The following is a 9740-nucleotide window of genomic DNA, read 5'->3' as shown; positions in this document are numbered from 1 at the left end:
CGACTTCCTCCACACCTACAACTACCATCGCTGCCACACCGCACTCGGAGGACAACCACCGATCACCCGCGTCAACAACCCTGCGGGTCAATACAGCTAGTTGGTGATCCGTCCGCCGGCCACGTCGATCGTCAGTCCGGTCAGCCAGCCCGCGCCGTCCGAGGACAGGAACAGCGCGGCCTCCGCCACGTCCGCCGGGGTGCCGAGCCGGCCCAGCGGGTGGGTGGCCGCGACCTTGCTCTGCACCTCGGCGGGCATCCGGGCCTGCACCTTCTCGGTCAGAATCGCCGACGGGGCCAGGCAGTTGATCCGGATGCCGTGCGGCCCCAGCTCGGCGGCCAGGTGCCTGGTCAGCATCACCACGCCCGCGTTGGCCACCCCGTACGCCAGGTTGGCGCCGCTGGGCTGGCGGCCGGCCGCCGAGGACATTGTCAGGATGGAGCCCGCACCGCGCTCCAGCATGCCCGGCAGGAAGGCCTGCACGGTGAGGAACACCGAGGTCAGGTCGGAGTCCAGCACCTCGCGCCAGCGCTGCTCGGACAGCTCCGCCGTCGGCACCGGGAAGCCCTGGCCGCCGGCGAACGCCGCCAGCACGTCCACCGCGCCGAACCGCTCCGTCACCGTCTGCCGCACGCCGTCCAGCGCCCCGGCGTCCGTCACATCGGCGACGGCGGCCACCGCCTCGCCGCCCGCGCCGGTGATCTCCTCGACCACCTTCGCCAGCGCCGCCTCGTCCCGGCCGACCACGCACACCGCCGCGCCCTGCGCGGCGAACGCCCGCGCGGTGTGCGCCCCGATCCCGCGCGACCCGCCGGTGACCACCACCGTCCGGCCCTTCAGCTCCGCGTACGTTCCGGTCATCTCACTCAACTCCCCTTGGCCCGTGCTTCGTTCGGTCAGTGTTCGGTGCCGCGGTGGCGGGTCTTCGGCAGCAGGGCGGCCACGAACAGCAGCCACACCAGGCCGCCGAACCGAACCACCGGCAGCAGGTACATGAAGCCGTCCGCCACCAGGGCGAACAGCGCGAGCATCGCGGCGGCGGCCACCACCAGGCCCGCCCACGTCACAGCGCGGGGCAGCAGGTCGGTGAGCATCGCCGACACCGAGACACCCGCCGCCAGCAGGCCGAAACCCGCCGCGAACGCGGGCCCGCCCGCCAGGAAGGACACGTCCGCCAGCGCCCGGCCCAGCGCGGGCGGCGCGTCGGCCGACAGCCGCCCGCCCGCCCACGCCCCCACCGCGCTCAGCACCAGCGCGAACGACGCCAGCACGCCGCCGACCAGCGTGATCGCCGAGCCGGGCGCGGTGATGCCGAGCGCCCGCAGCCGCCGATAGAGCAGCGCCGCGCACAGCGCCAGCGGCACCGAGGCGGCGATCAGCAGCAGCGCACCCAGCCGGGCCGCCCCGCCGTGCTCCTGCGCGTACCGCACCACCTCGGCGCCGGTGGCGTCCGGGCGCGGGGTGGCGCGGTTGACCACGGTGTAGGCGACCGTCAGGGCGGTGACCGAGATGGTCGGCGCGAGCAGCGGCGGGCCGGTCTGCGGGCGGCTCTTGGGCCTACCCGCCGGGGCCGGACGAGGCTGGACGGTGGTGCTCATGGTTCCTCCCGTGGCACTCGGACACACGTCGATCGATACGCTCGATCGATACACTCGGAATAATGATTACACCGTGGAACGATTGTCAAACGGGTACGATGTCGGCATGAGCATGGATCGAGCGGCGGACCAGCAGGACTGGCACGGCGGCAAACCGCAGGGGCCGCCCGGGCCCGGCGGGCCGCCCGGCGGCGGGGCGGCGTTCCTGCTGGCCCAGCTGGGCGCGCACGCCGCCGAACGATTCGCCCAGCGGATCGCCGAGCTCGACCTCACCCCCGCGCAGGCCGGCCTGCTCCGGCTGCTGGTGCAGAACCCGGGCCGCAGCCAGCGCGAACTCGCCGACGCGCTCGGCATGCCCCCCAGCCGCTTCGTCCCGTTCGCCGACGGCCTGGAGCAGCGCGGCCTGATCGAACGCCGCCGCAACGCGGAGGACCGCCGGCTGTACGCCCTGCACCTCACCGACCAGGGCCTGGCCCTGCTGGCCCGCCTGCGCGACACCGCCATCGCCCACGAGCAGGACGTCACCCAGGCCCTCACCCCCGAGGAGCACACCCAACTGACCGCACTGCTCGGCCGGATCGCCGCCCAGCAGCAACTCACTCCCGGCATCCACCCGGGCTACCGCACCCTGCGCCCCCGCTGACCCGCCGCGCCGCCCCCGTGCCCGGTGTGGCGAAAGGCCCCACCCGGGCTCATCTCCCCGCCGACCGCAACCTCGGCCGCATCGTCATCGGCTGGTAGCCGAGGTGCCGGTGAACCGCGCTTCGACCGGATCGCCACCCGGCATCGCCCCACCCCCGGCCACCACACCCCGCACCCCCACCGCCCCAAGGCCCTCCTCGCACCCGCAGGCACGCGAAAGGGCCCCCGGAACCACCCGAGGACCCCCGCCCCACCGGAGCGCAGCTCGGCCGCATCGGTCACCGGCCGGTGGCCGACGTGCCGGTGAACCGCGCTTCGACCGGATCGCCACCCGGCATCGCCCCACCCCCCCCACCGCCCCAAGGCCACCCTCGCCCCCACAGGCATGCGAAAGAGCCCCCGGGGCCACCCGAGGGCCCTCCCCCGCGCCCTAGCGGAGCGCGATCTCGGCCGCGTCGGTGACCGGCCGGTAGCCGAGGCGCTGGTAGATCGCGTTGCTGACCGGGTTGGACAGGTCGGTGTAGAGCAGCACCTCGTCCGCGCCGCGCGACTTCGCGTGCAGGGTGGCGGCGGCCGTCAGCGCGCTGGCGTAGCCGTGGCCGCGGTCGGCGGGCGGGGTGTAGACGGGGCCTATCCGGGACATTCCGGCGACGGCGGGGCTGGCCCCGGCGAGCGAGACCAGTCGCTGGTCGGCGGTCTCCCAGAGCACCAGGGTCTCGGCGGCGATCCGCTGGTCGGCGTCGGCGAACGGGTCGGCGGGCGGCGAGAGTTCGGCCTCGACGCAGAAGTCGACCAGCCATCGGGCGATCGTCTCCCGGTCGGCGGGCAGGGCGAGCCGGGAGCGGCCGGCGGGCGGGGCCGGCGGGGGCGTCAACTCGCCGAGCCGGAACAGCCGTTCGTTGCGTTCCAGGTGCCAGTTGACGCCGGTGGCCCGGTGCCATTCGGCGGCGAAGGCGAGGGTGGTGCCGTGCTCGCCGCCCACCGCGTCGGGGCGCTCGCCGTCGGCGGCGAGCCGCCGGGCCAGTTCCTCGGCGGCGGGCACCGGCATCCGGCCGAGGCGCTGCCCGTACGGCGGGGTGCGCAGGCAGGCGCCGGCGACGGTGCCGTCCGGGTCGTGCCACCAGCCGAAGACCGGCGGCTGTTCGCCGTACACGTGCAGGCCGTCCCGGGTGAGGCGGTCGAGGATGGTGAGCAGCACGGTGTTCTCGGCGGGGTCGGCCGCGAGGAACTCCCCGGCTGTGCTGCGGAAGTCGTCCAGTGATGTGGTGAGTGTCCAGCCCATGGCGCATCCTCCCCCGGCTGCGCCGCCGTTGACCAGCACTTTTCCTGGCCAACGGCGGCGTTGCCGGTCAGTGGGCGCGCAGGCGCTCCGCCAACTCGGCGACGTCCGCGGTCGGTTGCTCGCAGACGAAGTGCCGGCACACGTACGCGGCTGACCTGCCGTCCAGCAGCGGGCGGTCGGCGAGCAGGGGCACCTCGGCGTCGCCGACCTCGCCGACCGCGACCACCGCGCCGGGGGCGGTGGAGCGCAGCGCGGCCAGGTGCAGCGCCGCCCGCCCGGCGTCGCCGGCCGGGCCGACCACCGCGACCTCGCGCGGCCCGTCGAGCAGCGCCTCGGCGACGGCCAGCCCCCAGCCGGTGAACCGGGGCGCGCGGGTGCCGAGCGCGGAGACGATGCCCAACGCCCGTTCCGCGGCGGTGCGGTGGCGCTCGGAGCCGGTGTACGCGGCGTACGTGAGCAGCGCCCCGGCGGCGGCCGTCCAGCCGGACGGGGCGGCGTTGTCGGTGGGGTCCTGCGGGCGGCGGATCAGCTGCTCGGCGTCGTCGGCGGTGTCGTACAGCGCGCCGGACTTCTCGTCGGTGAAGTGCAGCAGCACCAGGTCGAGCAGTTCCCCGGCGAGTTGCAGCCAGGACGATTCGCCGCCGACCGCGTACAGCGCGAGGAACCCCTCGGCGGTGTCCGCGTAGTCCTCCAGCACGCCCGCGTTGGTGCCCGCGACGCCGTCCCGGGAGGTGCGCAGCAGTCGCCCGTCCGCCGTGAGGTGCACGGCGATCAGCAGGTCGGCGGCGCGCTCGGCGGCCTCGACCAGGTCGGGGCGCTCCAGCAGTGCGCCGGCCTCGGCGAGGGCGGCGATCGCCAGGCCGTTCCAGGCCGCGACCACCTTGTCGTCCCGGGCCGGGGCGGGACGCTGCGCGCGGGCCTGCCCGAGTTTCTCCCGGATCTCCCGGTACGCGGCCAAGTCCTCGGGATCGCGCGGGAGTTGCAGTACCGAGGTGCCGTGCTCGAAGGTGCCGGTGACGTCGAACAGTTCCACCGCGAGGGCGGCGTCCGCCTCCCCGAGCACCTCCGCCAGTTGCTCGGGCGTCCACGCGTAGTACGCGCCCTCGACGGTCTTTCCGCTCGCCTCGTCCAGCGAGTCGGCGTCCAGCGCGGAGGCGAACCCGCCCTGTGGGGTGCGCAGTTCGCGCAGCAGGAAGTCGGCGGTCTCCAGCGCGACCCGGCGGGCCTGTTCGTCGCCGGTGGCGCGCCACAGGTGCAGGTACACCCGCAGCAGCAGCGCGTTGTCATACAGCATTTTTTCGAAGTGGGGCACCGTCCAGGTGGCGTCCACCGCGTAGCGGGCGAACCCGCCGCCCAGCTGGTCGTAGATCCCGCCGCGGGCCATCGCCTCGCAGGTGCGCTGCACCATTTCCAGCGCGGCCTCCGACCCCGTCCGGGCATGGTGGCGCAGCAGGAACTCCAGCACCATCGACGGCGGGAACTTCGGCGCCCCGCCGAAACCGCCCCGCCGTTCGTCGAACGACCGCGTCAACTCCACGACCGCCGCGTGCAGTTCACCCTCGCCCGGCGGCTGCGCGATCCCGCTCCCGACGGCGTACACCGAGCCCCGCTCGGCGAGATCCTTGCTGATCCGCGCCGCCACCTCACCGACCTCGGCCCGCCGCCCCGTCCATGCCTTGTCGACGCCCTCCAGCACCTGCCGGAACGAGGGCATCCCGTGCCGCGGCTGCGGCGGGAAGTACGTCCCGAAGTAGAACGGCTCCTTCTCGGGCGTCAGGAACACGGTCATCGGCCACCCGCCCCGCCCCGTGGCCGCCTGCACCGCCTCCATGTACACGGCGTCGACGTCGGGCCGTTCCTCCCGGTCGACCTTCACCGCCACGAAGTGCTCGTTCAGGAATTCGGCGGTCGCTTCGTCCTCGAACGACTCATGTGCCATCACATGACACCAGTGACAAGCGGCGTATCCCACCGAAAGCAGCACGGGCACCCCGCGCCGCCGGGCCTCCTCGAAAGCCTCCGGCGTCCAGGGCCACCAGTCGACCGGATTGTCAGCGTGCTGAAGCAGATAAGGCGAGGTCACACCAGCCAACCGGTTCATGCGCCCCAGCCTCTCACAGTGCCCCGACCCTGGGTGTGGAACTCGCGCTCTCGCGTCCGCCGCCGGCGCTATCGGCCGCTGTTCCGTTGGTCTGCGCTGCCCGGCATGAGGTGGGATTCCCAGGCCCAGGCGGTGATCTCGCTGCGGTTGCGGGCTCCGAGCTTGTTCTGGATCGCGGCGAGGTGGCCCTTCACTGTGCTGACGGAGATGAAGAGGGCGGCGGCGATCTCCTGGTTGGTGCTGCCCCGGGCGACAGCGCGGATGACGTCGGTTTCCCGGTCGGTGAGCGGGGTGTTGGGCTGGAGGCGGAAGGGGTTCTGACGGGGGCGAGGTTGCGGAGCAGGCGCCGGGTGATCGACGGGGAGATCAGGGCGTCCCCGACGCTGGCGGCCACCACCCCACCGCCCGACCTGCCCACCGTCAACGTCACCCCCAGCCCGACCGGCACCACCTACCGGGTCATCAGTTCCACCAGCCCCGCCCCGGACGCGGAGCGCGTCGGCGCCACCGTCGAGGACGGCTACCTCGCCCTGATGCACGGCACCGCCCCGAAGCGGGCCCAGCGCCCCGGCCCCGACCTCCGCGCCGTCTGACCCCAGCCCCGTCAAAACCCAAGGACCAGCAGATGCCCCACCAGCCACTCGCCGCCGCCCTGACCGCCGCCGACACCACCGGATTCCACCCCGGCCCCGCCTACTTCGCGTTCTGGGCCCTCGTCGTCGGCGCCGCCATCGGCGGTCCCCTCTACGTCGTCCGCCTGATCCGCAACCGCCGCAAGCGCCGTTGACCACCTGCCTGAGCACAGGAGGGCCCCACCTGGGCCGGTAACGGGACGCGAGGGGCGGTTCAGAAGCAGGTGATCCGGACGATGTAGATCTGCTCGTGCCGAATGACCGTCAGGTACTCGAACATGCCGCCGGGAACGTAGGCCGTCCCGCTCTTCGGGTTCTCGCCCCGGTACAGCGTTCCGTCGAGCCAGCGGGCGGATGCGGCGCGAACCAATTCGTCAGCGGTCTTCTCGACCTCGGCGACGAACGCGGGCGGCGCGTCACCGGCGACGTACTGCTCGTCCGGAAGGTACTCCCAGGACCAGGTCATCGGCCGAGCGCCCGATATGCGCCGCGGATGATTTCACTCACCGCCAAGGCGTGGGCGCGGGATTCGGCCGGGTCCGTCGCCGTGTGCATCAGGTACTCGGCCCGGCGCAGCCTGGACGCGGTCTGCGGGTCGCGCTCGATCTCGACCACTGCGGCCCAGCGCAGCAGGAAGCCGCGAAGGGGATCGAGGCTGTCCGACTCGACAGCCAGGGTGATCGTTTCCGTCTGCTCGGCCAGCATCTGGGGGAGCCGCTCCGGCGCGACCACGGCCAGCGCCGCCTTGAGCGCGGCCGCCGTCCGCTCCGGACGTGGGATCAGCTCACCGATGGGAAATTCCGGCTGCGCGGCCACTTCTCCTCCGTACGCTCGGTCCGCCTTCACGCTACCGCTCCGGCCGGCTGCCGTTCGGTCGCGTGCGGCCGGATCACTCGTCCTTGGTGTCGGGCTGCTCGGTGAAGTCGATCTTCTTGAAGCGGGCGTTCATCGACTTCAGGAGGAACCAGGTGGCGATGCCGAGGGCGGCGAAGACGACGAAGCCGAGGAGGCCGGGGGTGACCTTGGTTTCGTCGAGGGCGAGGTCGGCGGCGAGCTGGGTGACGTTCACGGGGGTGCTCATTCATCCATGGTGACCCGGCCCTACGCGGGCCGGGTCACCGGGGGGTGGGGTAATACGGGGTTACTTCCGGAGGCCGGCGAAGAGGTCGGTCTCGGGGAGGTCGGTGTCGATCAGGGACTTCGCGAGTTCGTAGTCCTCGGTGGGCCAGACGTCGCGCTGGATGTCGATCGGGACGCGGAACCAGGGGCCGTCGGGGTCGATCTGGGTGGCGTGGGCGATCAGGGCCTTGTCGCGGATCTCGAAGTACTCGCCGCAGTCGACCCGGGTGGTGATCTCCCGCTCGGCGCGCCCGGACTTCTCCCAGCCCTCGATCCACTCGCCGTAGGGCGAGTCGTGGCCGTTCTCGGTGAGGTAGGCGTGCAGGGCGCGGATGCGGCCCATCGGGAAGCCGTGGTTGTAGTAGAGCTTGAGCGGCTGCCAGGGCTCGCCGGCCTCGGGGTGGGCGTCCGGGTCTCCGGCGGCCTCGAAGGCGGCCATGGTGATCTTGTGGGTCATGATGTGGTCGGGGTGCGGGTAGCCGCCGTTCTCGTCGTACGTGGTGATCACGTGCGGGCGGAACTCGCGGATCAGCTTGACCAGGGTGCCTGCGGCCACGTCCACGTCCTCCAGGGCGAAGCAGCCCTCGGGGAGCGGGGGCAGCGGGTCGCCCTCGGGCAGGCCGGAGTCGACGTAGCCGAGCCACGCCTGCTGGACGCCGAGGATCTCCCGGGCGGCGTCCATCTCCTTGCGGCGCACTTCGTGGATGTTCTCCTCGACCCACGGGTCGCCCTGCAGCTTGGGGTTGAGGATCGACCCCCGTTCGCCGCCGGTGCAGGTGGCGACCAGGACCTCCACCCCCTGGGCCACGTACATCGCCATGGTGGCGGCGCCCTTGCTGGACTCGTCGTCCGGGTGCGCGTGTACCGCCATCAACCGCAACTGCTCGCTCAACGCCTGGGTCCTTCCAGGTATCAGGTATGTCCGGTTCGTCGGGCCGGCTCCCCCGCCGCCTCTGGCGCGGACGTGCCCCTCCTATAGTGACGGACTGGAGGGCGCGTCCATTCCCGCGGACGGCCGACCGTTCCTCCGCGAAAGGACCGAGCCGCACCATGGACCAGAGCCCTACGCCCCAGCCCGCCCTCGCGCCCCCGGCGGGCCGCTACAGCCGGTCCGACGACCGGACGACCGACCGCCGGCTGCGGATCGCCGGCGTGGTCTTCGGGGTGCTGCTGGTGGGCCTGATCGCCTGGCTCGGCACCTCCTACCTGCTGCGCGAGACGAAGCTGAACGGTACGGTGCCGACCTTCCAGCCGGTGTCCGACAGCGAGCTCCAGCTCCAGCTGTCGGTGCGCAAGAGCGAGGGCACCTCGGGCGTGTGCACGGTCCGCTCGCAGGGCGCGGACGGCGCGGTGGTCGGCCAGTCGGACTTCCAGGTCCCGGCCGAGGGCACCAGCTACGACAAGGTGGTGACGCTGCGCACCACCTCCCGCGGCTCCACCGCGGAGCTGCTCGGCTGCACCCCGGACAAGAAGTAACCCGCCGGGCCCCCGGGGAGGGTGAGCGGACACTCTTTGCTCCGCTCACCCTTTCGAGCGCATAGTCGAAGGAGTGGGACGGCCTCGACCCCCGCAACCCTTCCCGCCCGTGCGGGGAACTTGTTAGGCTCGTGATTTCGCCCCTTCCCTGCCGAATGGCACGGAAGCGGGCGTTGCTTTGCATCTGCCCAGAAAATCGACCACTGCTGCCGAACCACCCTCGCAGCAGCGCCAGCACCGACGAGGAGCACCCTGTGACCCAGACCAACGATGACGTGACCTGGCTCACTCAGGACCACTACAACAAGCTCAAGGCCGAGCTTGATCACCTGACCGGGCCCTGGCGCATCGAGATCGCCCAGAAGATCGAGGCCGCGCGCGAGGAGGGCGATCTCAAGGAGAACGCCGGTTACCACGCGGCCAAGGACGAGCAGGGCAAGACCGAGGCGCGCATCCGCCAGCTGTCCCAGCTGCTGGAGCGGGCGAAGGTCGGCGAGGCCCCGGCCGACTCCGGTGTGGTGGCGCCCGGCATGCTGGTGACGGTGGCCTTCGACGGCGACCTGGACGACACCATGGAGTTCCTGTTGGCCTCCCGCGAGGTCACCGACGGCGACATCGACGTGTACTCCCCGCAGTCCCCGCTGGGCCGCGCGATCACCGGCAAGTCGGTCGGCGAGGACGCCGTGTACGAGCTGCCGAACGGCAAGAAGGCCGGCGTGAAGATCGTCGACGCCAAGCCGTTCTCCGGCTGAGCCTCCCGCAGCACGACGACGGACGGCCGCTCCCCCGGGTGGGGGGGGCGGCCGGCCGGGCGGTGACCCGCCGGGGGGCAGCCCCCCCCCCCGCCGGGCGGGGGCCCCCCCCCCCCCGCGAACACCCCCCCGACAGGG

At 72.5% G+C, this 9740-nt stretch carries 14 protein-coding genes and 1 pseudogene; 6 read left to right on the top strand and 9 right to left on the bottom strand.

The features are described 5' to 3' along the window. Positions 1-100 (top strand): annotated as a pseudogene (locus ACFV18_RS06350) (IS481 family transposase); the annotation flags it as partial. On the opposite strand, the gene ACFV18_RS06345 reads toward ACFV18_RS06350, so the two are convergent. Together ACFV18_RS06345 and ACFV18_RS06340 are read right to left on the bottom strand one after the other, a co-directional pair. Continuing rightward, positions 97-861 carry an SDR family NAD(P)-dependent oxidoreductase gene (locus tag ACFV18_RS06345; protein WP_380479855.1) on the bottom strand — a complete coding sequence of 255 codons (765 nt, stop codon included), beginning with the start codon at positions 859-861 and terminating at the stop codon, positions 97-99. The pseudogene ACFV18_RS06350 and the gene ACFV18_RS06345 sit on opposite strands and share 4 nt — an antisense overlap. 35 nt (positions 862-896) lie before the next feature. Continuing rightward, positions 897-1598, bottom strand: coding sequence for a DUF4386 domain-containing protein (locus tag ACFV18_RS06340; protein ID WP_380479853.1), 702 nt, complete (start codon positions 1596-1598; stop codon positions 897-899). A 106-nt stretch (positions 1599-1704) separates the two neighbouring features. Here ACFV18_RS06340 and ACFV18_RS06335 point away from each other — a divergent pair, with 106 nt between their 5' ends. Further along, complete coding sequence (locus ACFV18_RS06335) at positions 1705-2241, top strand: MarR family winged helix-turn-helix transcriptional regulator (RefSeq protein ID WP_380479851.1); 537 nt, start codon at positions 1705-1707, stop codon at positions 2239-2241. A 429-nt stretch (positions 2242-2670) separates the two neighbouring features. On the opposite strand, the gene ACFV18_RS06330 is transcribed toward ACFV18_RS06335, so the two are convergent. The 3 genes from ACFV18_RS06330 to ACFV18_RS06320 form a co-directional block, all read right to left on the bottom strand. Further along, positions 2671-3522, bottom strand: a complete 852-nt coding sequence (locus ACFV18_RS06330) for a GNAT family N-acetyltransferase (protein ID WP_380479849.1) — start codon at positions 3520-3522, stop codon at positions 2671-2673. Positions 3523-3589: 67 nt separating this feature from the next. Next, a complete protein-coding gene (locus ACFV18_RS06325) occupies positions 3590-5623 on the bottom strand; it encodes a thioredoxin domain-containing protein (protein WP_380479847.1) in 2034 nt (677 codons plus the stop codon). A 68-nt stretch (positions 5624-5691) separates the two neighbouring features. Further along, on the bottom strand, positions 5692-5886 hold the full coding sequence (locus ACFV18_RS06320) for a response regulator transcription factor (protein WP_380479880.1): 195 nt from the start codon (positions 5884-5886) through the stop codon (positions 5692-5694). 87 nt (positions 5887-5973) lie between these two features. On the opposite strand from ACFV18_RS06320, the gene ACFV18_RS06315 reads away from it, so the two are divergent. Both ACFV18_RS06315 and ACFV18_RS06310 read left to right on the top strand, forming a co-directional pair. Further along, entirely contained in the window at positions 5974-6216 is a 243-nt protein-coding gene (locus ACFV18_RS06315; protein WP_380479881.1) for a hypothetical protein, read from the top strand. A gap of 32 nt (positions 6217-6248) precedes the next feature. Then, a complete protein-coding gene (locus ACFV18_RS06310) occupies positions 6249-6410 on the top strand; it encodes a hypothetical protein (RefSeq protein ID WP_380479846.1) in 162 nt (53 codons plus the stop codon). Positions 6411-6469: 59 nt separating this feature from the next. Here the strand turns inward: ACFV18_RS06310 and ACFV18_RS06305 are convergent, their stop codons facing one another. From ACFV18_RS06305 to mca, 4 genes are all read right to left on the bottom strand, one after another. Beyond that, on the bottom strand, positions 6470-6721 hold the full coding sequence (locus ACFV18_RS06305; RefSeq protein WP_380479844.1) for a hypothetical protein: 252 nt from the start codon (positions 6719-6721) through the stop codon (positions 6470-6472). Next, the gene (locus tag ACFV18_RS06300) at positions 6718-7071 is read right to left on the bottom strand and encodes a hypothetical protein (RefSeq protein WP_380479842.1); all 354 of its coding nucleotides are present in this window, start codon (positions 7069-7071) and stop codon (positions 6718-6720) included. The genes ACFV18_RS06305 and ACFV18_RS06300 overlap by 4 nt, the downstream gene beginning before the upstream one ends. A 73-nt stretch (positions 7072-7144) precedes the next feature. Continuing rightward, the gene (locus tag ACFV18_RS06295) at positions 7145-7336 is read right to left on the bottom strand and encodes a hypothetical protein (RefSeq protein ID WP_380479840.1); all 192 of its coding nucleotides are present in this window, start codon (positions 7334-7336) and stop codon (positions 7145-7147) included. Between the two features lie 60 nt (positions 7337-7396). Continuing rightward, complete coding sequence (mca, locus tag ACFV18_RS06290; protein WP_380479838.1) at positions 7397-8266, bottom strand: mycothiol conjugate amidase Mca; 870 nt, start codon at positions 8264-8266, stop codon at positions 7397-7399. 158 nt (positions 8267-8424) lie between these two features. On the opposite strand from mca, the gene ACFV18_RS06285 reads away from it, so the two are divergent. Next, on the top strand, positions 8425-8850 hold the full coding sequence (locus tag ACFV18_RS06285) for a DUF4307 domain-containing protein (protein ID WP_380479836.1): 426 nt from the start codon (positions 8425-8427) through the stop codon (positions 8848-8850). Positions 8851-9104: 254 nt separating this feature from the next. Next, positions 9105-9602: a transcription elongation factor GreA gene (gene greA, locus ACFV18_RS06280; RefSeq protein WP_380479834.1), complete on the top strand. Its 498-nt coding sequence runs from the start codon at positions 9105-9107 to the stop codon at positions 9600-9602. The last annotated feature ends 138 nt before the right edge of the window (positions 9603-9740 follow it).

Source organism: Kitasatospora sp. NPDC059673 (genome assembly GCF_042734215.1).
Taxonomy (GTDB): Bacteria; Actinomycetota; Actinomycetes; order Streptomycetales; family Streptomycetaceae; genus Kitasatospora.
The sequence above is the reverse complement of the archived record's forward strand: the minus strand, read 5'-3'. Positions and strand labels throughout refer to the sequence as shown.

What these genes read in the sequence shown, in the direction of transcription:
- ACFV18_RS06345 (WP_380479855.1), bottom strand. Translation starts at nt 861, where the DNA reads ATGACCGGAACGTACGCGGAGCTGAAGGGCCGGACGGTGGTGGTCACC.
- ACFV18_RS06340 (WP_380479853.1), bottom strand. Translation starts at nt 1,598, where the DNA reads ATGAGCACCACCGTCCAGCCTCGTCCGGCCCCGGCGGGTAGGCCCAAG.
- ACFV18_RS06335 (WP_380479851.1), top strand. Translation starts at nt 1,705, where the DNA reads ATGAGCATGGATCGAGCGGCGGACCAGCAGGACTGGCACGGCGGCAAA.
- ACFV18_RS06330 (WP_380479849.1), bottom strand. Translation starts at nt 3,522, where the DNA reads ATGGGCTGGACACTCACCACATCACTGGACGACTTCCGCAGCACAGCC.
- ACFV18_RS06325 (WP_380479847.1), bottom strand. Translation starts at nt 5,623, where the DNA reads ATGAACCGGTTGGCTGGTGTGACCTCGCCTTATCTGCTTCAGCACGCT.
- ACFV18_RS06310 (WP_380479846.1), top strand. Translation starts at nt 6,249, where the DNA reads ATGCCCCACCAGCCACTCGCCGCCGCCCTGACCGCCGCCGACACCACC.
- ACFV18_RS06305 (WP_380479844.1), bottom strand. Translation starts at nt 6,721, where the DNA reads ATGACCTGGTCCTGGGAGTACCTTCCGGACGAGCAGTACGTCGCCGGT.
- ACFV18_RS06295 (WP_380479840.1), bottom strand. Translation starts at nt 7,336, where the DNA reads ATGAGCACCCCCGTGAACGTCACCCAGCTCGCCGCCGACCTCGCCCTC.
- ACFV18_RS06285 (WP_380479836.1), top strand. Translation starts at nt 8,425, where the DNA reads ATGGACCAGAGCCCTACGCCCCAGCCCGCCCTCGCGCCCCCGGCGGGC.